At 62.3% G+C, this 23,999-nt stretch carries 21 protein-coding genes; 6 read left to right on the forward strand and 15 right to left on the reverse strand.

Features of this window, described 5'->3' with window-relative positions; genetic code table 11:
* The first annotated feature begins 1 nt into the window (after position 1).
* The 4 genes from J5286_RS11675 to atzF are packed head-to-tail and all read left to right on the forward strand — an operon-like array spanning position 2 to position 4,386.
* Complete coding sequence (locus J5286_RS11675; RefSeq protein WP_209190470.1) at positions 2 to 1,552, forward strand: ABC transporter ATP-binding protein; 1,551 nt, start codon at positions 2 to 4, stop codon at positions 1,550 to 1,552.
* Positions 1,552 to 2,220: a cysteine hydrolase family protein gene (locus J5286_RS11680; protein WP_209190471.1), complete on the forward strand. Its 669-nt coding sequence runs from the start codon at positions 1,552 to 1,554 to the stop codon at positions 2,218 to 2,220. The genes J5286_RS11675 and J5286_RS11680 overlap by 1 nt, the downstream gene beginning before the upstream one ends.
* Complete coding sequence (locus J5286_RS11685) at positions 2,213 to 2,566, forward strand: cupin domain-containing protein (RefSeq protein WP_209190472.1); 354 nt, start codon at positions 2,213 to 2,215, stop codon at positions 2,564 to 2,566. The genes J5286_RS11680 and J5286_RS11685 overlap by 8 nt, the downstream gene beginning before the upstream one ends.
* Complete coding sequence (gene atzF / locus J5286_RS11690) at positions 2,563 to 4,386, forward strand: allophanate hydrolase (RefSeq protein WP_209190473.1); 1,824 nt, start codon at positions 2,563 to 2,565, stop codon at positions 4,384 to 4,386. The genes J5286_RS11685 and atzF overlap by 4 nt, the downstream gene beginning before the upstream one ends.
* A 26-nt stretch (positions 4,387 to 4,412) precedes the next feature.
* Here the strand turns inward: atzF and J5286_RS11695 are convergent, their stop codons facing one another.
* Genes J5286_RS11695 through metG form a run of 3 tightly spaced genes read right to left on the reverse strand, consistent with a single transcriptional unit; the run spans position 4,413 to position 7,594 of the window.
* On the reverse strand, positions 4,413 to 5,246 hold the full coding sequence (locus J5286_RS11695) for an MBL fold metallo-hydrolase (protein WP_209190474.1): 834 nt from the start codon (positions 5,244 to 5,246) through the stop codon (positions 4,413 to 4,415).
* 4 nt (positions 5,247 to 5,250) lie between these two features.
* Positions 5,251 to 6,033: a TatD family hydrolase gene (locus J5286_RS11700; RefSeq protein WP_209190475.1), complete on the reverse strand. Its 783-nt coding sequence runs from the start codon at positions 6,031 to 6,033 to the stop codon at positions 5,251 to 5,253.
* 7 nt (positions 6,034 to 6,040) lie between these two features.
* Positions 6,041 to 7,594, reverse strand: coding sequence for a methionine--tRNA ligase (gene metG / locus J5286_RS11705; RefSeq protein ID WP_209190476.1), 1,554 nt, complete (start codon positions 7,592 to 7,594; stop codon positions 6,041 to 6,043).
* 268 nt (positions 7,595 to 7,862) lie between these two features.
* Here metG and J5286_RS11710 point away from each other — a divergent pair, with 268 nt between their 5' ends.
* Positions 7,863 to 8,657 (forward strand): sulfite exporter TauE/SafE family protein, encoded by a 795-nt coding sequence (locus J5286_RS11710; RefSeq protein ID WP_209190477.1) that lies wholly within the window; start codon positions 7,863 to 7,865, stop codon positions 8,655 to 8,657.
* A gap of 16 nt (positions 8,658 to 8,673) precedes the next feature.
* Here the strand turns inward: J5286_RS11710 and J5286_RS11715 are convergent, their stop codons facing one another.
* From J5286_RS11715 to J5286_RS11750, 8 genes are all read right to left on the reverse strand, one after another.
* Positions 8,674 to 9,699: a DNA polymerase III subunit delta' gene (locus tag J5286_RS11715; protein WP_209190478.1), complete on the reverse strand. Its 1,026-nt coding sequence runs from the start codon at positions 9,697 to 9,699 to the stop codon at positions 8,674 to 8,676.
* Complete coding sequence (gene tmk, locus J5286_RS11720; protein WP_209190479.1) at positions 9,692 to 10,387, reverse strand: dTMP kinase; 696 nt, start codon at positions 10,385 to 10,387, stop codon at positions 9,692 to 9,694. Before tmk ends, J5286_RS11715 begins: the two co-directional genes overlap by 8 nt.
* Before the next feature lie 142 nt (positions 10,388 to 10,529).
* Positions 10,530 to 11,741, reverse strand: coding sequence for a D-alanyl-D-alanine carboxypeptidase family protein (locus tag J5286_RS11725; RefSeq protein ID WP_209190480.1), 1,212 nt, complete (start codon positions 11,739 to 11,741; stop codon positions 10,530 to 10,532).
* A gap of 42 nt (positions 11,742 to 11,783) precedes the next feature.
* Positions 11,784 to 12,884 (reverse strand): septal ring lytic transglycosylase RlpA family protein, encoded by a 1,101-nt coding sequence (locus tag J5286_RS11730; protein ID WP_209190481.1) that lies wholly within the window; start codon positions 12,882 to 12,884, stop codon positions 11,784 to 11,786.
* Between the two features lie 238 nt (positions 12,885 to 13,122).
* On the reverse strand, positions 13,123 to 13,785 hold the full coding sequence (locus tag J5286_RS11735) for an outer membrane protein (protein WP_209190482.1): 663 nt from the start codon (positions 13,783 to 13,785) through the stop codon (positions 13,123 to 13,125).
* Positions 13,786 to 13,929: 144 nt separating this feature from the next.
* A complete protein-coding gene (locus J5286_RS11740; protein ID WP_209190483.1) occupies positions 13,930 to 15,405 on the reverse strand; it encodes a pyridoxal phosphate-dependent decarboxylase family protein in 1,476 nt (491 codons plus the stop codon).
* Positions 15,405 to 16,973 carry a hypothetical protein gene (locus J5286_RS11745; protein WP_209190484.1) on the reverse strand — a complete coding sequence of 523 codons (1,569 nt, stop codon included), beginning with the start codon at positions 16,971 to 16,973 and terminating at the stop codon, positions 15,405 to 15,407. Before J5286_RS11745 ends, J5286_RS11740 begins: the two co-directional genes overlap by 1 nt.
* Positions 16,970 to 18,271: an ATP-grasp domain-containing protein gene (locus J5286_RS11750; RefSeq protein ID WP_209190485.1), complete on the reverse strand. Its 1,302-nt coding sequence runs from the start codon at positions 18,269 to 18,271 to the stop codon at positions 16,970 to 16,972. Before J5286_RS11750 ends, J5286_RS11745 begins: the two co-directional genes overlap by 4 nt.
* Before the next feature lie 307 nt (positions 18,272 to 18,578).
* Here J5286_RS11750 and J5286_RS11755 point away from each other — a divergent pair, with 307 nt between their 5' ends.
* Positions 18,579 to 20,228, forward strand: coding sequence for a phosphoethanolamine transferase (locus J5286_RS11755; RefSeq protein ID WP_209190486.1), 1,650 nt, complete (start codon positions 18,579 to 18,581; stop codon positions 20,226 to 20,228).
* Between the two features lie 16 nt (positions 20,229 to 20,244).
* On the opposite strand, the gene J5286_RS11760 is transcribed toward J5286_RS11755, so the two are convergent.
* From J5286_RS11760 to J5286_RS11775, 4 genes are all read right to left on the reverse strand, one after another.
* On the reverse strand, positions 20,245 to 20,613 hold the full coding sequence (locus tag J5286_RS11760) for a response regulator (RefSeq protein ID WP_209190487.1): 369 nt from the start codon (positions 20,611 to 20,613) through the stop codon (positions 20,245 to 20,247).
* A 20-nt stretch (positions 20,614 to 20,633) separates the two neighbouring features.
* Positions 20,634 to 21,263, reverse strand: coding sequence for a dual specificity protein phosphatase family protein (locus tag J5286_RS11765; protein WP_209190520.1), 630 nt, complete (start codon positions 21,261 to 21,263; stop codon positions 20,634 to 20,636).
* A 241-nt stretch (positions 21,264 to 21,504) separates the two neighbouring features.
* Positions 21,505 to 23,184 carry a phosphoethanolamine transferase gene (locus J5286_RS11770; RefSeq protein ID WP_245205868.1) on the reverse strand — a complete coding sequence of 560 codons (1,680 nt, stop codon included), beginning with the start codon at positions 23,182 to 23,184 and terminating at the stop codon, positions 21,505 to 21,507.
* Between the two features lie 133 nt (positions 23,185 to 23,317).
* Positions 23,318 to 23,902 (reverse strand): dual specificity protein phosphatase family protein, encoded by a 585-nt coding sequence (locus tag J5286_RS11775; protein WP_209190489.1) that lies wholly within the window; start codon positions 23,900 to 23,902, stop codon positions 23,318 to 23,320.
* Between the last annotated feature and the right edge of the window lie 97 nt (positions 23,903 to 23,999).

Below are 23,999 nucleotides of genomic sequence, written 5' to 3' on the forward strand. Positions count from 1 at the left end.
AGTGAGCATAGTCCGCGACACGCCTCTTCCGCAGGCCGGCAAGGCCGTCGGCATCCAGACACTCGACATGACCATGCGCTTCGGCAGCTTCACGGCGCTCGACCATGTCTCGGTTGATATCCCGGCGGGCAGTTTTCACGCGCTGCTCGGCGAAAACGGCGCCGGCAAGTCGACGCTGGTGAAATGCATCATGGGTTTCTACCACCAGACCTCGGGCTCGCTGTCGGTCGATGGCCGCGAGGTGGCGGTGGCCTCGCCCAAGGATGCGGCGACCTATGGGCTCGGCATGGTCTACCAGCATTTCACGCTGGTGCCGTCGTTGACGGGCGCCGAGAACCTCGTCATCAGCCGCGCCGCAGTGCCCGCGATCATCAACTGGGCCAGGGAGCGCAAGGACCTTGCCGCCTTCATGGAGCGCATGCCCTTCAAGATCCCGCTCGACAGGCCAGTGAGCGAACTGGCCGCCGGCGAAAAGCAGAAGCTGGAGATCGTCAAGCAGCTCTATCTTGGTCGCTCCTTCCTGGTGCTCGACGAGCCGACCTCCGTGCTGACGCCGGCCGAGGCCGACGAGATGCTCGGGCTGGTGCGCGGGATGACGGAGCGCGGCGAGCTGACCGTGCTGATGATCTCGCACAAGTTCCATGAGGTCACCAAGTTCGCGGATGCCGTCTCCATTCTCCGGCGCGGCAAGCTGGTGGGATCAGGCAAGGTCGGCGAGCTCTCCACATCAGACATGGCGGCGATGATGATCGGCGATGTAAAGCTAGCCGAACTCGACACGCGCGTGCCGGTCTCATCGGCGGCCAAGCCGGTTCTCAAGGTCGAGAAGGTGAAGGCGCCGGATCGGTCCGGGCTGAAGACGATCGAAATCGACAGCCTGACGGTGCGATCCGGCGAAATCGTCGGCATCGCCGGCATTTCGGGCAATGGCCAGAAGGAGCTGACAGAAATCCTTGCCGGCCAACGGCCGACCGATGCGGGCACGGTTGAGGTCAACGGCGACGCCTATGGCGCGACGCGGCCGGAGACGCGGCGCAACAATGTGCGCTTCATTCCCGAGGAACCGCTGCAGAACGCCTGCGCGCCGAAGATGACCGTCAGCGAAAACCTCGCCTTCCGCACCTTCGACCTTAAGGCCGACGGCAAGGATGCGATCTGGCTCAGCAAGGGCAAGATGCGCAAACGCGCCACCGACCTGATCGCCGATTTCAAGGTAAAGACCGCCTCGTCGTCCTCGCCGATCGCGGCACTCTCCGGCGGCAATGTGCAGCGGGCGGTGCTGGCGCGGGAACTCACCGGCGAGGTCGCCCTGCTAATCGTATCCAACCCCTGCTTCGGGCTTGATTTCTCGGCGGTGGCGGAGATCCGGGCGCGGATCATGCGGGCGCGGAATTCAGGTGCGGCGGTGCTGCTGCTGTCGGAGGATCTGGACGAACTGCTGGAGATGTCCGACCGGATCATGGTGATCTCCGAGGGCAAGCTCGTCTACGAGACGCCGGCGCTGGCTGCCGATATCTCCGTGATCGGCGCGCATATGGCGGGGCATCACTGATGGCTGAGATCAAGGCGCAACCGTTTGCCTTTCCCTTCAAAAGACAGGAGATCGCGCTTGTCGTCATCGACATGCAGCGCGATTTCGCCGAACCCGGCGGCTTCGGCGCCAGCCTCGGCAACGATGTCGGTCGCATCACCAGGATCGTGCCTGACGTCAAGCGGCTGATCCAGGGCTTTCGCGATGCCGGGTTGCCCGTCATTCACACGATGGAATGCCATCGGCCCGACCTCTCGGACCTGCCCGTCGCCAAGCGCAATCGGGGCAAGCCGAGCCTCAGGATCGGCGATGAGGGGCCGATGGGGCGGGTCCTCGTTGCGGGCGAGCCGGGTACGGCGATTTTGCCGGAACTGGCACCCATCGAAGGCGAAGTCGTCATCGAGAAGCCGGGCAAAGGGGCTTTCTATGCGACCGAACTCGGTGATGTGCTGCAGGAAAAAGGCATCACGCAGCTGGTGTTTGCCGGCGTGACGACCGAGGTCTGTGTGCAGACGACGATGCGCGAGGCCAACGACCGGGGCTACGAATGCCTGCTCTGCGAGCAGGCGACGGAAAGCTATTTTCCGGAATTCAAGGAAGCCGCCATCGCGATGATCCGCGCCCAAGGGGCGATCGTCGGGTGGACGGCCGATATCGATGACATATTGGAGACGATCAGCCATGCCTGAGACAACGCGCGAACTGCTGACATCGGGTGGGTGGAAGGACTTGGCCTTCGGACCGTTTCGCGATGGCGTGACCATCCACTGGATCAAGCCCTTCGAGGGCGACCAGCCGGGCGTGGCGCTGTTGAAATACGAGGCCGGCGCGTCCGTGCCGCGACACCGGCACGAGGGGCTGGAGACGATCCTGGTGCTAGATGGCGTCCAGTCGGACGAGGCCGGCGACTATGGCGTAGGGAGCTATGTGGTCAATGCTATCGGGACCGAGCATTCGGTCTGGAGCGACACGGGCTGCGTGGTGCTGATACAGTGGGACCGACCGGTGAATATTCTCGAGGAGGAAGCGGCATGAGCAACCGACCTGCGTTCGACATCGCTTCGCTGCATGCGTTCTACGCCGCCGGCGGCACGGTGGCCGAAATCATCGATCAGGTTTTCGCGCGGATCGCCGCGGTCGACGATCCCGGCATCTTCCTTCATCTCGCCGACCGCCAGTCGCTGCTGGCAGAAGCAGCCGCGCTTGGTACGTTTGATCCAGTGGCAAAGCCGCTTTGGGGCATTCCCTTCGCCGTGAAGGACAATATTGACGTGGCCGGCATGCCGACAACGGCCGCCTGCCCCGATTATGCCTATGGCGCGACTGAGGACGCGACCGTCGTGCGGCTCTTGAGGGAAGCCGGAGCGCTTGTGATCGGCAAGACCAATCTTGACCAGTTCGCGACCGGCCTTGTCGGCGTCCGCTCGCCCTATCCGATCCCGCGCAATGCGATCGATCCGACGCTGGTGCCGGGTGGATCGAGTTCCGGTTCGGCGGTGGCGACGGCGCAGGGGATCGTCAGCTTCGCACTCGGGACCGATACCGCCGGCTCCGGCCGCATTCCGGCCGGGCTCAACAATATCGTCGGGCTGAAGCCGAGCGTCGGTGCGCTGTCGACCACAGGCGTCATTCCCGCCTGCCGAACACTCGACTGCGTGTCGATCTTCGCGCTTTCCGTCGATGACGCCTGGCGCGTCTTCAGCGTCGCCGCCCGGGAGGATGGCGAGGATGCCTATTCGCGCGCGGTGCCGGCGACGGGCTATGGGCCCTTGCCGCCGACGCTTTCGATCGGCGTGCCCGCGAAGGCGGATCTGCGCTTCTTCGGCGATACCGTCATGGCGGCAGCCTATGAGGATGCGCTCGACATGCTTCGAGGCCTTGGTCATCGGATCGTCGAAGTACCGTTCGGCGATTTCTACGATGTCGCCAACCTGCTTTACGAGGGCGCCTGGGTTGCCGAGCGCTATGCAGCGGTGAAGGATTTCTTCGATACGCGTGAAGCAAGCTTCCATCCGGTCACCCGCAAGATCTACGGCGCGGCCAAGACGCTGACGGCGGCGGATGCCTTCAACGGGTTCTATGCGCTGCAGGCGATGAAGCGGAAGCTCGCACCCGTCATCGCCTCCGTCGATCTCTTCTGCGTGCCGGCGGCTCCAAGCCACTATACGCTTGCCGATCTCGCCGCCGAGCCGATCCGCGAAAATTCTCGGTTGGGTACCTATACCAACTTCGTCAACCTGCTCGACATGTGCGGCATCGCCGTTCCCACCGGCAAACGTTCCGACGGGCTGCCGGCGAGTGTCACCCTCCTCGCACCCTTCGGCCGGGATGGGCTGACGGCGTCGCTTGCCCGCGACATCCATCGCGCCTCCGGCCTGACACTGGGTGCGACCGGTTGGTCGTTGCCGAGTGCCGAACAGCAGGATGCGGAGATCGCACCCGGGATCGATATCGTCGTGGTCGGGGCGCATCTATCGGGCATGCCGCTCAACGGTCAGCTTCGCGAACTCAACGCAAGCTTCGTGCGCGAGGCGCGGACGACGGATACTTACCGCCTTTATGCGCTGGCCGGTCAGGTGCCCGCCAAGCCGGGGCTAATCCGCGTCGAAGCGGGCGCGGGAGGGGAAATCGATGTGGAAGTGTGGCGGTTGACGCCGGATGCCTTCGGCCGCTTCGTGGCCGCCATCCCCTCGCCGCTCGGAATCGGCAGCATTTCGCTATCGGATGGAACCGAAGTGAAAGGGTTTCTGGTCGAGGCGGCGGCGATCTCCGGCGCGGCCGATATCACCGGCTATGGCGGCTGGCGCAGCTATGTCGAGGCGGGAGCCCAGCAGAAGGTCGGCGGCGCGCGGTGATGTAGCGCGCGTTAGAGCGCGTGGGCTTAGGCTCCGCGCTCCAGGCTTTCCAGCTCGATCTCGAAGCTCATCTGGTCGTAGGCCGGGACGACGTGATCGGGCGTCTCGGCCATGACGGTGTCGTAGTCTAGCGGCGTGTGCATGTGGGTGAGGATCGCGCGCTTCGGCTGCAGGCGGCCGATCCATTCCAGAGATTGCTCCAGCGACAGATGGCTGGGGTGGTAGCGGTATTGGAGCGCATCGATGATCAGGACATCGAGGCCTTGCAGCTTCGGCACTGTTTCCGGCGGGAAGTCGCTGATGTCACTGCAATAAGCGACGTCGCCGATGCGGAAGCCGAGCGAGGTGATGTCGCCGTGCTGCTGCACGTGTGGACGCAATGAGATCGCGCCGCCCGCGCCTGTAATATGGACCGGCTTGTCGAGATCGCGGATCACCCTTGCCTCGACGATCGGCGGATAGTTGCTGCCGGGTGGCGTTTCCAGGCAATAGCCGAAGCCCTGGCGGATGCGGTCCATCGTCGCTTCGTCGGCATAGATCGGCACGCGCTGCTGCGCGCCGAAATAGTAGCCGCGCAGATCATCCAGGCCGTGGATATGATCGGCGTGCGGATGCGTGTACATCACGGCGTCGATATGCCCGACCTTGGCCGCGATCATCTGCTCGCGAAAATCCGGTCCGGTATCGATGACGACAGTGGTGACGCCGCCGTTGGCGTCATATTGCTGGATCATGAAGGAGGCGCGGGTGCGCCGGTTCTTCGGGTTGTCGGGATTGCAGGCGCCCCAGTCGCCGGTGATGCGCGGAACGCCTGGTGACGACGAGCAGCCGAGAATGGTGAACCGCCGCCTGTAGCCCACCGTGTCAGATCCTCGGCATCTTGGAGAAGCAGCGGAAGGCATTATCCGTCGTGATCGTGGCCATCTCGGCGTAGCTGAGGCCCAGCGTCTCGGCCAAGACTTCGGCCGTGTTGACGACATAGGACGGCTCGTTGCGCTTGCCGCGCCAGCGCTTCGGCGCGAGATAGGGCGCGTCCGTCTCGACCAGCAGGCGATCGTGCGGGATGGTGGCGGCGATGTCGCGCAGCTCCTGCGACTTCGGGAAGGTCAGGATACCGGAAAACGAGATGTAGCCGCCGAGCTCGACGCCAACGCGTGCCAGATCGGCTCCCGCCGAGAAGCAGTGCAGGATGAAGGGGAAGGCGCCCTTGCCCGTCTCCTCGGTCAGGATCGCGGCCATATCCTCATCGGCGCTGCGGCTGTGAATGACCAGCGGCAGCTTCGTTTCGCGGGCCGCCTCGATGTGGCGAAGAAAACCGGTCTTCTGGTCCTCGGGCTTCTGCGTGTCGTAGAAGTAATCGAGACCCGCCTCGCCGATCGCAACGACCTTCTCATGCGCATTCGCCAGGCGGATTAGGTCTTCGGCCTGGATATCCAGCTCTTCGTCGGCACTGTTGGGATGCGTGCCGACGGAGCAGAAGACGGACGGATACTTCTCGGTAATCGCGAGCAGAGTGTCCAGCTTGCGGACGCGCGTGGAGATTGTCACCATCTGCTTGACGCCACTGTCGTGAGCGCGCTTGACGATCTCGTCGCGCTCCTCCTCGAAGTCGGCGAAATCCAGGTGGCAATGGGTATCGATCAGCATCTCAGCCTCACGCCTGCGGCGCGATGTAGCGCGGGAAGACCGGCGTCGGGGCTTCCAGCGGCGTGCCCGAAACCAGACGACCGGCTTCGCCCAGCGCCGTGAAGTCGCGCTTGTCGGCGGCAGCACCCACGAGGTCGAGCATCTTTTCAGCGGAGCCCGGAACGAATGGCTGCAGCAGGATGGCGATCTGACGAACGACCTCGGCCGTAACGTAAAGCACGGTCTCCATGCGGGCTGGATCGGTCTTCTTCAGCGCCCAGGGCTGCTGGCCGGCAAAATAGCGGTCGGTCTCGGACACGACAGATATGATCGACGTCAGCGCGCGATGGATGAGCTGCTTATCCATGTCCTCGCGCGTCGAGGCGAGCAGCGCGTCGGCGGCTGCCAGCATCGCCTTGTCCTCATCGGTCAGCGGGCCGCAGACGGGGATCTTGCCGTCGCAGTTCTTGACGATCATCGACAGCGAGCGGCTGGCGAGGTTGCCGATACCGTTGGCAAGGTCGGCGTTGATGCGGGTGCCGATCGCCTCTTCGCTGCAGTTGCCGTCATGGCCGAAGGAGATTTCGCGCATCAGGAAGTAGCGGATGGCGTCGAGGCCGAAATGCTCGATCAGCTCGAACGGATCGAGCACGTTGCCGAGCGACTTCGACATCTTCTCGCCGCCCTTGGCCAGCACGAATCCATGCGCGAAGACGCGCTTGGGCAGCGGCAGCTTGGCCGACATCAGGAAGGCGGGCCAGTAGACAGCGTGGAAGCGGATGATGTCCTTGCCGATGATGTGGACATCGGCCGGCCAATACTTGGCACGCGGGCCGTTCTTGTCCTCAAGGTAGCCGGTGGCAGTGAGATAGTTGGTCAGCGCGTCGACCCAGACGTACATGACGTGCTCAGGATCATTCGGCACCTTGATGCCCCAGTCGAAGGTGGTGCGCGAGATCGACAGATCCTTGAGCCCCGACTTGACGAAGGAGATTACCTCGTTGCGGCGTTCGGCCGGGCCGATGAAATCGGGCTCGGCTTCATAGAGCGCCAACAGCTTGTCCTGGTATTCGGAGAGCTTGAAGAAGTAACTCGCCTCTTCCACCCACTCGACAGGCGTGCCCTGCGGTCCGTAGCGCACGCCATCGGCGCGCAGCTCGGTCTCGTTTTCCTGGTAATAGGCCTCGTCGCGCACCGAGTACCAGCCGGCATAGCTGTCCTTGTAGATGTCGCCAGCGTCGGCCATCAGGTTCCAGATGTTCTTCGACGTCTCGTGGTGACGATCCTGCGTGGTGCGGATGAAGTCATCGTTCGAGGCGTTGAGGAGCTTGGCCATCGCCTGGAATTCGCCGGAATTGCGGTCCGCGAGTTCCTGCGCGGTGATGCCCTCGGCGCGTGCCGTTTGCTGCATCTTCTGGCCATGCTCGTCGGTGCCGGTCAGGAAGAACACATCCTTGCCGTCAAGGCGCTGGTAGCGCGCCATGGCATCCGTCGCGATCAGCTCGTAGGCGTGGCCGATATGCGGCTTGCCGTTCGGGTAGGAAATCGCGGTGGTGATGTAGAAGGGTGTCTTGTCTGTCATGGCGGCCATTCTCGTGCGGCTTATTCTTTGAAATCTATAGCCGCTCCTTAGCGCATGTGGCGGCGAAGCGAAACAGTAAGTTTGGAAAGCAACGCCTCCAACACGTAGCAGTGCAATCTTCGTGACCGCCGCGCGCTTGACTCGTTTTTTTCCACATTCTACCCAAGGGAACCATCGAACAGGGTTCCGCAAACGTGACATCAGCCGTCCCCCGCGCCTACCGCTTCAACGTAGGTCCGTGTCATACAGGCCTGGGGCCTGCTTTTTGATGCTCTCCCATTTCGATCCGCTTTATTCGCTCTCGGGCTTCTTCGTCGGCGCGCTTGTCGGCATCACCGGTGTCGGCGGCGGCTCGCTGATGACGCCGTTGCTGGTTCTCTTGTTCGGCGTGCATCCGGCGACGGCGGTCGGGACCGACCTGCTCTACGCGGCCGTCACCAAGAGTGCGGGCACCGCCGTTCACGGCATGCATGGGCGCATCAACTGGCGGATCGTCGGCTGTCTTGCCGCCGGCAGCGTGCCGGCAGCGCTGATCATGCTGTGGCTGCTGTCGGGTGTCGACCGCAAGAGCATCGAAGTCGCGCATACGATCACGACAGCGCTTGGCTGGCTGCTCGTCATGACGGCCTTCATGCTGGTGTTTCGCAAACAGGTACTGGCCTTCGCGCAGCGTTCCACAGGCGAGCGACGAACGCTGCGGCCGGCGACGCTTGGCATTCTCACCGTCGTGCTCGGGCTGGCGCTCGGTATTCTCGTCACGTTGACGTCGGTCGGCGCGGGCGCGCTGGGCGTCACCATCCTGCTCGTGCTTTATCCCAGGCTCGATGTGCGCGAGATCGTCGGATCCGACATCGTCCACGCCGTGCCGCTGACGCTGATCGGCGGCATGGGATACTGGATGATCGGCGAGATCGACTGGATCATGCTTGCGGCGCTGCTGGTCGGCTCGATCCCCGGCATCATCGCCGGCAGCCTGCTGGCGCCGAAGCTGCATGAGCGCACCATCCGCCTTGTGCTGGCAGGAACGCTTGCTTTTGTCGCTTACAAGCTTCTGACTTCCTGATCCGGGACTTACCGGATCAAGGTCCGGGCTGCTTGATATCGCCGAGAATGCTCAGAATCGTCTGCTTGCGGTCGAGATTGTAGGCGTCGGAGACCGTCAGGCGTTCGATGATATCGCTGTGCAGGCGCGACAGACGCTCGGCCTGGGCCACCTGCCCCGCCATTGCCGCGGCCTTCGCCTTGCCCATCAGGTCGTCGCCGAGATGGCCCGCGAAAAACTCGAAGATCGTGTCACTTTCCTTGCCAGACAGCGCATCGGCCAGACGGTGCATCGCCTTGCGCGCCGATGGTCCCTGCAGGGTCAGAACCTCGTTGTAGGCGGAGATGATCTCGCCACCGCCGTAGTTCACCAGCTTCAGCGCTTCACCGACGCTGCCATTGGCCGACGCCAGCAGCGACGGGTCATTTGCGTCCACGCCGAGATGCCCCAGAGCCGAACGCAGCGCGTTGTCACCGAGCGGCGACAGCTTGAGCGGCAGGCAGCGGGAGCGGATGGTGGGGAGCAGCTTGCCCGGCGCATGCGAGATCAGCAGGAAGAGCGCGCGCTTCGGCGGTTCCTCGAGGATCTTCAGAATGGCGTTGGCGGCACTTCGGTTCATGTCGTCGGCGGGATCGATGATGACGATGCGCCAGTTGCCGGTGCCCGATGTCTGCGAGAAGAAGCGGCCGGCGCGGCGCACCTCGTCGACGGTGATCGCCGATTTCACCTTGCCGGTCTTCTCGTCCACCGGACGGGCGAGATGCAGCAGGTTGTGCGAAGCGCCCGAGTTGATCTGGCGGCTGACGGAGGAATTCGGATCGGGATCGGCGATGATATCGGGCGCCGTCTCCGGGTCCGGATGCGACAGGACGTGATTGGCGAAACGGAAGGCGAGCGTCGCCTTGCCTATCCCCGACGGCCCTTCCATCAGGAGGGCGTGGTGGCCCTTGCCGGAACGGTAGGACTGCGCGAGGAAGGCCTCGGCGTCTTCATGACCGAAGAGCTTGGTGTTTTCGGGCGGCCAGATCGCGCCGTCGAGAAGGCTCGGGTGCTCGTCACTCATCGATCGCACTCATCGCTGGCTCAACGACCTTCGGAGCGCCTGCCGGCGCCAGCAACTGGCCGACGATAGAGACGATTTCGGCTGCGATCGCCTCCTCGCTCTGCATGGCGTTGACGACGTGGCAGCGCTCGGGCTCGCGCGAGGCTATGTCGAGAAAGGCTTCGCGGCGCTTCTCGTGGGTTTCGATCTCTTCCTTCTCGAAGCGATCGGGCGCGACGTCGCCGGCGGCACCGCGGCGCTTGGCGCGCTCAAGACCGGCCTTGGCCGGAAGGTCGAGCATCAGCGTGCAATCGGGAACGACGCCGTTGATCGCGACGCGTTGCAGCGTTTCGATGAAATCGGGCTCCAGATTGCCCGTCACGCCTTGGTAGACGCGTGAGGAATCCATGAATCGATCGCAGAGCACGACCTTGCCCTGACCAAGGGCCGGACGGATGATCTCCTCGACATGATCGTTGCGGGCGGCGGCGAAGAGAATCGCTTCCATGCGCGTTCCAAAGGATTCGGCAGCACCCGAGAGCAGCACATGGCGCACGGCCTCCGCGCCCTGCGAACCGCCCGGCTCGCGCGTGACCACGACCTCATGGCCCCTGGCGCGCAAGGCATCGGCCAGCCGATGGATCTGGGTGGACTTGCCAGCGCCCTCACCGCCTTCAAACGTAACGAACAATCCGGTAGCGGATGACAACAATATGTTCCTGCGATCTTGGCCTGCACTCAATCGGCGCCAGCGGCACCTTGTCCGTACATCTAGCCGAAGATGACGGCGAGCGGAACCGCTTCGCGTCGATCTCTCGGCTTTGTCACAAGGTGAAACGCGACTATGGCGATCATGTGGGCTCGGCCGGCTTATCCCAGAGCCAGGAAAACAGCAGCGTTTCGCCGAGTTCCAGCACGGCATCGACGGCGCGGCTGCTGAGAGTGCCCTCCTCGACCGCGGCCTTGGTGTAGAGCGGCACTTCGCGCAGCAGTCTGCTTCCAGCGAAAAGCCGTAGCGTGCCGACTTCGCGGTCCGCCTCAACCGGTGCCGGTAGCGGCCAGTGATAGACGATGCGGGCGGCAAGCCGGTCGGGATTGTTGACCGGGATATAGACGCTGATCGGGCTTTTGGCGATGAGCTCGACGCTGCGCGATGCGCCGCCATAGACGCTCGCGGTGCCGATGACCTCGTTTTCCGCGAAGAGCTGGCGTATTTCGAAGGCGCTGAGGCCCCATTCGAGCACGCGCTTGGCTTCCTCGGTGCGCTCCTTGTCGGAGGCGATGCCGCCGAGCGTCATGAACAGGCGACGTCCGTTGCGCTCGGCCGACGCCACGATCGAATAGCCCTCGCCTTCGGCAAAGCCCGTTGCCAGGCCGTCGACACCGAGACCGAAGCCGAGCAGCGGGTTGCGGTTACGCTGGAAGATCTTATTCCACTCGAAATCGGGTTGGGCGAAATAGGGATAATAGGCTGGGTAGCCCTGTTGCAGGCGCTCAGCCAGCGCGACCATGTCGTAGGCCGTGGTCTTGCTCTTTCCGTCAGGAAGTCCGGTGGAGTTGGCGAAGAGCGAGTGCTGCATGCCGAGCGTCTTCGCGCGTCGCGTCATGCTTTCGGCGAAAGCGGGTTCGCCGCCGCTCATGCCTTCCGCGAGAATGATGCAGCTGTCATTGGCGCCCTGGATGGCGATCCCGCGCACGAGATCCTCGACACGCACGTTGGATTTCAGCGCCGCGAACATGGTCGCGGTGCGCGACGGCGCGCCGCCGGTGCGCCAGGCAAATTCGGAGACGGGATACTGGGTATCGAGCGTGATCTGCTTGCTCGTCAACGCATCGAAGACGAGCTCGACGGTCATCAGCTTGGCGAGCGAAGCCGGCGAGAAGGTCTGATGCTCGTTCTTGGCAAGCAGGACGGTGCCGGTCGACGCTTCGACCATGTAGGCTTGTGCCGCCTTGGTGACGAACGACTGGTTGGCGTCGGCGGGTGCCGCCATTGCATCGGCCGAAACGACCTGAGCCAGCGGCAACAGGCAGACACAGAGACGAAGCATATGTTTCAGCATCGAAACCCTCATCGATCCGGCCCCGAAGGACCACGGAAACACTTACTTCAGCGCAGCCTTCGCTGCCTTCTGACGCTTGAATGATGCCAAAATGCTGTCTTCGGTCAAGCCGTCATTGCGAACCATGACCGCGTCGAAGGCGAGATCGACCGTCACAGTCTTCACGCCTTCTTCCTGGTAGCCCATGGCCATCGATCCCTGCTGCCAGCCATAGGGGCGCTCGTAGGGATAGGGTCCGATCTCGGGCAACACGACCATCTCGCCGAACGAAGCCGGAGCGGCATTGTCGAAGGACGGCGCACGCAGCGGCGTCGGGACCGGAGCGGCATTGTAAGGCGCGCTCGGGGTCGAGCCGGCGTAGGAGGTGATCGACTGCGGCACGGGAACGCGGTCCTCAGCCGGCGGCGTGAAGCCGCCGAAGCTCTGGATCTCGTCGCGCGTGATACGCTTGCTGTTGGAGGCGACCATGACGCCAGTCGCGATCTGCCCTTCGCCCGGATAGACGCCGGGAATGCGGCTGCCCTTCGGCACGTAGGAGGCCATCAGATACGGCATGTCGTGGCCATCCATTCGAGCCTTGCCGACATACTGAACGCGCACATTGCCGGTGCCGCTGTGCTGGAGATCGAGCAGGTCTGCGGTCTTGTTCGACAGGTCGATGATGCGACCTTCGTGATAAGGGCCGCGGTCGTTGACGCGCACGATGATGGAGGAGCCGTTTTCGACGTTGGTGACGCGCGCATAGCTCGGCAGCGGGAATGTCGGATGCGCGGCGGAAATGTGCATCTGGTCGTAGACTTCGCCATTGGCTGTCAGGCGACCATGAAAAGCCGAGCCGTACCAGGAGGCGATACCGACCTTATTGTAGGAGAAATCCTCTTTCGGGAAATAGGTCTTCCCCTTGACCACATAGGGATTGCCGACGATGTAGCGACCGCCGCCCTTCGGGATATTGTTGCCGGTGGCGACACGCGGGCTCGCCTTGACGCCATATTCCGACTCGGCAAAATACTCCTTGCCGTGCGTGCGCTTGGCCGTCGTCGTGGGTGCCGTTCCGCAAGCGGTCACTGTCGCACAGATAAGCGACAAACCTACCCACCGCATTGGTGTCGCAAGTGCCGCCGCCCCGAAGTCTCGTCTCATATGTCCCACGCCGCTCAAGACCGTTATGGCTCAAAGTCCGCCCATTCAGGCAAAACAAGCCGTACCGCCATCAACCTAACGAGACTTTAATCATGCGACCTTCGCGGCGAATTTGCGAAAGCTTTCGCCGAGATAGAGACAATTCTAATGAATATGGTTAATGGATCGCTAAATTAATGAAGCGATCCGGCACATTCATGACCTCTTCGGCAGCGCGGACTGGCTGCCGGCCGGGCCGTCAGAAGTGAAACGACACACCCAGGTTAACGGCGTTCGTGAAGATGTTGGTCTTCAGATTGTCGCCGCTGTCGATCGGCACGTTCACGCGGGAGTAATTTCCCTTGTACTCGACGAAGGTCGACCAGCGGTCGGTGATCCGGAAATCCACACCGGCCTGGGCCTGGAACGTCACGCCGCCGAACTCGTAATCGAAGGTCGTGCCTTGCGGGCGCGTCACTTCGACATGCGGGACGTTGATGCCGACGCCGGCGCCGATATATGGCGTCCAACGCTGGCCTTCGATCGGGAAGCGATAGAGCGCGTTCGCCGTCAGAAGGTTCAGGCCATCGGTGAATTCGAAATGTGACCAGCCCGATGTCGCCAGCGTCTTTTCGTCTGCATAGACCTTGGCGTGGGTATAATCGAGGGAGAAGCCGAGGTTCGGATGATTGAAGTTCTCGAGCCACCAGGTGACGCGCGCGCCGTAATAGGGTGGCGAGCCGAAGGACTTGCCTTCCCAGCCGGCATTGAAATGCGTGCCGTCGGAGACATCCACACCGCTATGCGGTGCCGTCTGGTAACCACCATAAGCGGAGAACTGCAAATCCTCGGCCTTTGCCGGAGCGTAGAGACAGGCAGCGGTAACGAGTGCGTATGTGGAGAGGCGGAATGCGCGGCGCATGAATGGTCCCCAGGTTGCGATGGCCGGGATATTCGCCGCCGTTTGTAACAGGGCTATTTCAGTAGCACCGCTCGTCTGATTCATTTGCTGCGTAGTGTCTGGAAGACAACAGTGCCCGCGTGGCTACGCTGCCGACGCCTCGGCTCAGGCTCGCGGATACCGGTCGAGGTAATCCGTCAGAATCTTGAGAAAGACGTCGATATCCTCGCTGGTCGTGCGGTGATTGACGATCGCGCAGCGCACCACGAGCTCGTCCTGCAGCGTTGTCCAGGAGGGCACGGCCAATCCCTGCTCATGAAGATCAAGCACGAGATCGCGAATGAAGCCGTCGTCGGCACCGCGAATGCCGAAGCAGACGATGTTGAGGCCAACCGGCGCCTTTATCTCGAAGCGAGGATCGCGCTTGAGGCTTGCGGCGAGATAGCGGGCGAGTTCGCAGGTGCGCGCGATGGCATTGCCCATCCGCTCCGTTCCGAGCGTTTCGATCGTCATCCAGGTCTTCAGCGCCCGGAAGCCTCTCGACAGATCGGGGCCCAGATCGCAAGGCCATGTCTCACCGGCTGCAAGGCCCCTGCCCGAGCGTTGCAAATACGCGGCCGGTTGGGCGAATGCGCGCTTGTGCGCGGCGCTGTCGCGAACCAGCAGGAAGCCGGCGTCATAGGGCACGTGCCCCCATTTGTGGAAGTCGAGCGCGATCGAGGCAGACCGCTCGATGCCCGAAAACAGCTGGCGCATCTCGGCCGACAGCATGGCAAGCGCGCCGATGGCTCCATCGACGTGGAACCAGATGTTTTCCGCTTCGGCGACCTTGGATATCTCCAACAGAGGATCGATCGCACCTGTGTTCACCGTGCCTGCCGTGCCGACCACGAGGAACGGGAGCAAGCCCCGCGCGCGGTCTTGCGCGATCGCTACGGCCAGCGCCTCGACGCTCATGCGGCCTGCGTCATCGACCGCGATAGATCTCAGGTTCGCCGAGCCAATGCCGGACAGCTCCATGGCCTGCGCGATGCAGACATGCGCCTGCGAGGATGTGTAGGCGACCAACTGTCTGTCGGCCTTGCGCAATCCGTCCCGCCGCACGCTCTGGGTCAGTGCCTCGGTGCGAGCGATAGTCAGTGCCAGGAAATTGGCCATCGACGAACCGGTGACGAAAAGGCCGCTTGCCGATGAGGGATAGCCAAGCACTTGCGCCATCCACAGGGCGATCTGCTTCTCAACCTCGATGCCGACATGATCGCGGCCGCCGCAATTCATATTCAAGCCGGCGGCGACCATCTCCGCGACCATGCCGACGGGTGTGCCCGCGCCATGCACCCAGCCCATGAACAGCGGATGCAGATTGCCGGTGGCGTGGGGAAAAACATGCGTGCGGATATCATCAAGCACATCGTCAAGCGCACGGGGATCATCCGGCAGCGCGCGGGCGAACCTTGACCGCGTGTCCGACGGCATCTGCTGCCAGACCGGCTTTTGCCTGACATTGGCGATATGATCGATGATGTCGTCGAGCATGCGGTGCGCTGCTTCGCGAAACGCCTGCCAGTCTGCGGGGTCGAGGCTCGTTGGTTTCTCCAGATCCGAGCCCGCCGGCGCGTCCGTCTTCGCAATCCGTGACATCAGAGCCCTCGATCAGCCCGGGAGACGGCGGCCCATTTCTCGAACACGACGTCGAGATCGTCGGCGATCGGACGCATCGCCTTTTCCATGCTGTCGCCGCCGGCCAATCTATCGGACACGGCATTGATGTCGATCGCGGAGGCCGCGACCCTGAGGATCGTGCGGGCACCGAGATTGACTGCCTGCCCTAGGTGGCAGACTGGCCCAATGTCGTTCTCGCGGAGCGCCAGATGGATCCTTTGCGCCTGCGCAAGCGACGCGAAGCCGCTGCCCTCGGCGGTCATGGTCAAGGGGAAGATGGCGCGATCGACGATGTGGTCGCCTTCGTCATCGGGATGGATCAACACACCTTCAAGAGCTTCCGCGCGGGCGCGTACGAGATCGGCGAAGGCTTGCTTGATGCGACGCTGAACGGCGGTGTCGATTGCCGCCAAGGGATCAAGCTGCTCAAGCGCAGCGATCCACCTCAGGCCCAGCCCGAGATTGAAGTGCGACCCGAATTGCTGATCATGACCGCCGCGCAGAAGCGCCGGCCAATCATGAAGGGCCGTGTAGTCGGATAGCCCTGGCGCAAACGCGCGCTTCGTAGCGAGTTCCTCAACGAGCGCCGGCGGTATCGCGAGCGCGCCCGCGAAGGGCGGTCCGGCTAGGAACTTCGAGCCGGTGACGGCGACGAGAAAGCCGTCGGCTATATCCCTGGCGAGCGCGGCGGCGCTGCAGCGAAACTGGCAGGCATCGACGAGAACGCGAACACGTCCGGGCGCGCGCGCCGAAATATATCGCGCAGCCTGTCGCGAGACCCCGGTCAAGCCCGTCTTGGAGGTATCCAGAACATGGATGAGGACATCCCTGTCGCGCTTCAGCGCGTCCTCGGCAAGCGATATGACGTCGGCGTCGACATCGTCGGGGTTCCGCGCCTGACCCAAAGTGTTGCGGATCGCCACCGTCTGGACTTCGACGCGATCGGCGGCAATACCGGCGAGCATGTCGCCTGCGCTCACCGCGTGGCCCAGCGCCGTCACACCCGCGAAATGGCGGCCGGCGGCAGCGCGCGGCACGCCGCTTCCGGTCTCTTCAGGCGCGATCAGGATGTTGGTGATCGGGCGTGGCGACAGCGCAAGCATCAGGCCGAGCGCGAGAAGCTCCACATCCGTTCCGGATGCGGCAAGCATGATGCCGCTCTCGTCGCATCCGATGCTGCTGCCGATACGGCCACGGATTTCGGCGAACCATTCGTCGACGGCGATCGCAGCGGCGCCATCGACGCCGAAGAGCCGCTTCAGCTGATGGCCGGCAGCGGTGAAGCCCTGCGGCGAGACGTTGCTCGCGGTTGTGGACGCGAAGGAAATCTCGTTCCTGGCAGGCGCAGTGCGGGTTCCGTATCGATTGCGGCCGGTTGCTGCATCCGGCCAGATACGGCTGTCGCCGCCGGCCGCCAACAGAAGCGACAGCGTGTGGTCGATGCTGGCCGCGCCCAGCTTGTGCCGGTAATCAGGAACAAGTTCGGCCATCTCCCTGGCAGCGAATATGTCGTCTCCGGATCTGGTCGCCCTCGAAGCTGCGATCACAGCGCTTCCACAAGCGACACGACGCCTGCCTGATTGGAGCCGTGCGCCTGCTGGCCTCGTAGAGGTTTGCCCTCCCGCGCGCGGCTGGCCAGCGCATCTTCGAACGCTGAAAACAGCGTTGCCATTGCCTGTTTCTTGTAGGGAAAGACGGTCTCGGAATCCATCGAATGGACGATCATCGCGACGTCTGCCTCAAACAGCAGCAGGCGTCCGTCCGATAGCTCGGCGCAATCGATGGCGAAGTAATCGAGGCCGAGGCGGCGGTGCAGTGCTGCAAAGGCGTCGGCGTGGCGCACGGCGAAATCGGTCTGGAAATCCGCCATCCACGACGCCTCCTCCAGACGCCGCTCGGCATGCTCCGCCATGCCGGCGCTGAGGTAGTGCACCATCCAGTGATCGGAGATCGCCAGATGGCTCGCATAAGGCTTGCCATCAATGACCGCGATGCGTTGCTTGCGAAACTTGCCGTCTTCGTCGCTGTAGTCGACGAAGGGAGCAATGTAGAACTCGCCTTCCGGCCGGCCGGTTAGATAGGCGGCAATCGCATCGGCAGAGCCGATCTTTTCCATTCCGTGACCGGCGTGGGTGCCGATCGGGCGAAGGATGATCGGGAAGGATGTCAGTCCGTCCATCGCCGCGATCGGGAGCAGGCCCGCTGCCAGATCGACGAGTGTCTGGCGAGCGATCCGCGTTGTCACCGGAGCGAGAATGGTGGGCTCGTTGCGGAAGGCTTCGGCCACGCCCTCACGCGACAGGTCGATGACCCGGCGCGGCGCCTTGTTCACAATCGGGCCGGTCCAGCTTGCAAGCAGATGCTCGAGGTTTTCCAGCACGGCCAGATTTTCGGGCGACTCGCCGACGGCGACGAAGGCCACATCATGCTCGGGCACATCGTTAAGGTGCGGCGTCAGCTCATCGACGTAGTGGAGAAAGATATTCGCATCTGAGCTCTCAAGCAGGAATTCGATCGGCGTGTTGGCCATGAAGTCGCCGCGGGTGGCGATCACGAGGACGCGAAGGCCAGCGCCGCTGCCGTTGCGAATATGGTAGTTGCGGCTCATCTCCAGCGCGCCCTTCTGGGTGATGGCGGCTTCTTGGCTCTTGCCGAGGGTTTGCAGGATGATCGCGAGGTCCATGAAGGCGCCCGCATCGGAGACATCTGCGGATACCCGCGCCATCAGCGCATCCCAATAGGGCGAAATGTCCTTGCCCTCATAGACCGTGCGAACGATCGCCGCCTTGCCCGCTATCGCGTGCAGGTCTTCAAATTCGTGCATCTGGGCGGCGGCAGTTTTCACGGGCATCAACTCCATTGAACCGGCCTGATCGACTGCGGCGTGACTCGCCGCGCTATCACCGGTTTGCAAATATTCGAGCTCACTTGTGTGCCCGGTTGCTTGCGTGGGCCTTGCTGTTTTGAGCGGACCACGTCTCGGCGCCATACGCCGCGACCACCGGTCGCTTTTGGGCGCACACGTGCCGACGCCATCACGATTGTCTTGGAAATTCAGGCTGATGTCAGGGTTGTGCAGCACTTACGGGCCGGCGGCGGGACGAGGTTGGCCAGGCCGCCGCGATGTGCAAGCAACCTCGAGAAGTATCGGCATGACAGAGAAAAGCGACGTGCGTAAATCCCTGCTGGCGCGCCCACGCATCGGCAGCGTGACCCTGTCCGCCATCGTCGGCCTTTATCTCGTCTTGTTCACCAATTTCACTTTCTGGAAGAAGGTGCACGCCTATCTCGGCTTCGAGCCGGGTGCCGTTGTCGCGCTCTATATCGCGATCGCCATGCTGTTCATCGGCGCGATCACGCTGTTCTCCGCGAAATATGTTATCAAGCCGGTGCTGATCTTCCTGATCATCGCGGCGGCGATGGCGGCGTGGTTCACGGATTCCTTCGGTGTCATCCTCGACAGCGACATGATCCGCAACGCGATGCAGACGACGCCGGCGGAGGCGCAACATCTGATCACGCCCGGTCTACTGCTGCACTCGTTGTTGTATGGCGTTATCCCTATCGCGCTGGTCCTATGGGTGCGCGTGGTTCATCGTCCGATCCTGCAAAAGCTCATGTGGAACAGCCTTACCGTCATAGTCTGCCTGGCGGTCTTTGCCGTTGCCGCCCTCACCTATTCGAAAACCTATACGGCGGCCATCCGGCAGCATCGCGATATCGTGAAGAGCCTCAACCCCGTCGTTCCGGTCATCAGCACGGCGAAGTATTTCGTCCAGACGGGAGAAGAGGCCAGGCTGGTGGTCGCGCCGCTCGGACTGGATGCGAAGGTCTCGACGCCCGCGGGCACCATCGACAAGCCGCGCGTGACGATCATCGTCGCCGGCGAAACCGCGCGCGCGATGAACTTCTCGCTCGGCGGCTATCATCGCGACACCAATCCGGAACTTGAGAATCAGGACATTATCTATTTCCCGAATGCCACGAGTTGCGGCACGGCGACTGCAACGTCGATCCCCTGCATGTTCTCCCAGTTCACGCGGGACAACTTCGATCATGCCAAAGGCCTCGCCAACGAGGGGCTGATGGATGTGCTCGCCCATGCCGGGATCGACACGGCATGGTTCGACAACAACACGGGCAGCAAGGGCGTCGCCGATCGGATCACCTATATCGACCTCGCAAAGTCCACAGACGCTCGCTACTGCAGCGGCGGCGAATGCCAGGATGGGATCTTTCTCGACAAGTTCGACGAATGGCTGGCCAATGTGAAGAAGGACAGCGTTCTGGTGCTTCACCAGATGGGAAGCCACGGACCGGCCTATTACCTGCGATATCCGGCGGCGTTTCGGAAGTTCACGCCCGAATGCCAGACGGCCGAGCTCGGCAATTGCAAGGACGCCGACATCGTCAACGCCTACGACAACACCGTTCTCTATACGGATCACTTCCTGTCCGGCATCATCGACAAGCTGAAGGCCCGCAGCGACAAGATCGCGGCCGGGATGATCTACATGTCCGACCACGGCGAATCCCTCGGCGAAAACGGTCTCTACCTCCACGGGACGCCCTACATCTTCGCACCGGAGGAACAGACGCATGTGCCGTTCCTCGTGTGGCTCGACCCGGACTTCCGGAAATCGATGGGCGTGGACATGGCATGCGTGGCACGGCAGCGCGCACAGCCGACCTCTCACGACAACCTCTTTCACAGCGTCCTCGGAATGATGAACGTCACCACAAGCGCTTATGATGCGAAACTCGACGTGTTCGCCGGCTGCATGCCTAGCAAAGGGGCTTGATCAGTCAAAGCGCTGTTCAGTTGGCGCGCTGCGCGCGGGTCACCGCCTGCATCCGGCGGTCGAGATCCGGCAGGCCGAACGGCTTGACCAGATAATCCGTGGCACCACAGTTGAAGCCCTCTATCTGGTCGGATACCTGATCGTGCGCTGTCAGAATGATGATCGGTACATTGTTGCTGCGGCCACGCAACTGGCGAAGCAGCGACAGGCCATTTCCATCGGGAAGGCGCAGATCGAGCAGGACGAGGCCATACTCGCCGCTGTCGGCAGCGCGCGTCGCATCCGCGAGCGTCAAGCACCATTCGACCGAATGTCCGTGGGCGCTGACGTGGTCACAGACGGCATCGCCGAGCACCGCGTTATCTTCCACCAGCAGGACATTCATAGCTGCTTGCCCTTCGACGCCTAACCAGCGCCGCCGTTGACCGGATCGCTCTCAAGCTGAGCGTCGCGGACCGGTAGAGCCTGCTCAGGCTTATCGAGCCCGTGGCGCTTTTCGAAATTGCTCCAGCTTCGATCCATCGCATAGGCGGATGACAGATGCGGGATGCCGACATGACCGAAGGCGAAGGACAGCTGACGCTCGGCAACGTCCTCCGTGACATTGGCGATCTGCTGGCTGTAGAGCACCGAGGCCAGCCCCGTCCGGTCGGCGCCGGAGAGGCAATGGATCAGGATAGGCTTCGGCGCGTCGCGCATGATGGCAACGAGGCGATCGGCCTTTTCGGCGGTAAGAATCTTCGAAGCGGACATCGGGAAATCGACATGTTCGACACCCAGCCGCTCGGATACCGCAACCTCCTCCGACCACCACTTCGCGTATCCGGAATTGCCACGCAAATTGACGACGGTCTTGATGCCGTTGTCACGGATATAGCGCTCAAGCTGGGATGGCGACGGCTGGGCGGAGCGATAAAGTTGCCCGGCTATGACAGTATGAAAATTTCCGGTCAATTGGAGATAGCCGGCGTATCCACCGAGGGTCAGACCAGCGAAAAGAACAAGGCCGCCGGCAACCTTAGCCGCACGTGGAATGCGAAGTCGTTTCAGTGCGCGCAAAAGTATCTCCAAGAAACAATCGAGAGATACACTCTATGCTGGGTGCTGCTGACACTAGCCTGAAGCGAGAATGACAATATTGCGACAGTGGAATCTGCTCACGCCTGCGTCCGGCAAACGCTCGACGATCATTGAATGATAGCCGGCTACATTATTTCCGCAAAAAAGGAGGCCGGAGCGGGAGCCGCCCCGGCCTCCCATATGTCATTATCTGCTATCAGTTCACGCCTGCAGACACCTTCGCGCTGGCGACGTGTGCAGCGGCCTTGCGGCAACCGGAGAAGACATCCAGCGCGGGATCGTAGACCTTCGTGGAGACATCCATCAGACCGAGCACGCTATGGAAGACATTGTCGTGCGAGGTCGGCTTGTTGGCGTTTGCGGCAAGGCACGCCGTGTCATAGCCGGCAGAGGCCTGCAGATCATCGGATAACCAGACCACGAAGGGCACGTGGGTTTGCTGGATGGGAGCAACGACATAAGGCGTGCCGTGTAGATAAAGGCCGTTCTCGCCAAGGGATTCGCCGTGGTCGGAAAAGTAGACGACCGACGCCGTCATCTTGTCCGCGCGCTGCTTCATCTTGTCGATCACCGCCGACACGATGTGATCCGTATAAAGGATGGTGTTGTCGTAGGCGTTGCGGATTTCTTCCGGCGAGCAGCTTCCAAAGTCGTTGGCGCGGCAATCCGGCTGGAAGCGACGGTATTCTTCCGGGTAGCGAGCGTAGTATGCCGGGCCGTGGCTGCCGAGCTGGTGCAGCACAAGCACGCTATCGCCTTTCACCTGGTCCAGCCACGCATCCATCTTGTCGAGTAGGATCGCATCCAGGCATTCGCCATCCTTGCAGAAACGGGGATCGGCGGTGTCGGGAAGGAACTGATACGGTATCCGGTCGGTGACATGGTAGCTGCCGGTGTCGTTGTCGAGCCAGGATACGGACACGTTGGCATGGCCGAGCACATCGAGAACGTTCTCGGTTTCGAGCGCCTTGCGATGCGTATAGGCCGTTCTCGGGTAGACCGAGAACAGGCATGGGATCGAGATGGCTGTGGCGGTTCCGCAGCTGCTGGTGTTGGGGAAATAGACGACGTTCTGCTTGGCCAGCTCCGGATTGGTATCGCGCTCATAGCCACCAAGCGAGAAGTCCTGCGCGCGCGCCGTTTCGCCGGCGACGACAATCAGCACGCGCGGCTTCGTCGTGCCGGCGGTGTTGACGCGATGGGCGTCCGTGCCCAGCGGCTGGGCGACGATGTTTGCATCCTGGCCGGAGGAGATCGCGAAGCGAAGAGCACTGGTGATCGGAACGAAGGGATTGAGCGTGTCGAGCAGATCCTTGTGAGCGCGCCCGACGCCGGCGAAGGTGCGATAGTCGCCAATCCCAATCGCCGCGAAGACCGCAGCGCATACCAGGATGACCGCCGTGTTGTGCGCGAGCTTCTTCAGGATCGGCCGGTGACGAATACGCACCCAGAGGATTAGCAGCGATGGAATGATGCCGGTGAGCAGGAGGTGCAAGGCAAAACGAGGCGTAACCAGGTGCCCGGCTTCGGCGCCGGTCGACACCGCAGCATTGCGGATCATTTCCTTGTCGACGATCACGCCGAACGAATCGGTGAACCAGGAAGCGGCCGATGCCGCGATGACGAAGAAGATCAGGAAGGGCTTGGTGATGTATTTCGCAGAGAAAAAGGTGATAACACCCATGCTCGCCGCTGCGATGCCGATCACGAAGATCGTGAAACCGAAACGATCCGCTGCAAAATAACCAAATGCCTTCGTCCAGAACGTGCGGTTGGTGACGATCAGCAGATAGGCGGTCGTCAACAGGCAGAGCGTCACGCTTCCGATTTCAGGTCGAAAGAAGCGCGACGCGCCTCGGGGTTTACTGTCGTTCAATTCGGTGTCTCCGCAATACATGCCGCGGGACCCCATCGGAAAACGATGGCCAAATCCCGCCTATCGTTGACGGGATGCCTGCCTTTTCTGACACAAGCCTGAAAGCGCGTCTCAGCCCAAAGCTATTCGCGCCTCAGCCTTTGATGCCATAATGTGTTTCCAGACGGTCCCAGCTGACGTCCATCGCATAGACGGATGAAATGTGCGGGATGGCGACATGGCCGTAGCGAACGGAAAGCTGGCGCTCAGCGACATCCTCCCTGACGCTGGCGATCTGCTGGCTGTAGATCACCGATACCAAGCCGGTGCGGTCGGCGCCGCTCTGGCAATGGATAAGGATCGGCTTGGGCGCGGCCTTCATGATCGCAACGAGTTCATCGGCGCGCTCCGGCGTAAGCACCGTTCCAGACGACATGGCGAAGTCGATATGTTCGACGCCAAGCTGCCGCGCCGTCTCGATCTCCGCATTGTACCACTGCGCGTTCACGTTCTCGCCGCGCAGATTGATGATCGTCTTGATACCGTGGTCGCGAACATGCTTCTCCAGTTGCGCCGGGGACAGCTGCGCGGAGCGGTACAGCTGGTCTCTGACCACGCGATGGAAGTTTCCGCTCAGCTGCAGATAACCGATATAGCCGCCAAAAAGCGCGCCGGCGAGCAGCACACCAGCGGCAACGGACCGCAACATCTTTCCACTATTGGCAAAAAAGCTCTTCACTGCAAACCTCAATAATCGAAGTACGCAGGGAGTTTGATCGTTGAGGCTGACGGCCACCTGAAGAGCCGCGCACAGCGGACGTTTGTCCGGTGTGGGC

Origin of the sequence: Rhizobium sp. 16-488-2b (assembly GCF_017741815.1) — a bacterium.
Classification (GTDB): Bacteria; Pseudomonadota; Alphaproteobacteria; order Rhizobiales; family Rhizobiaceae; genus Rhizobium.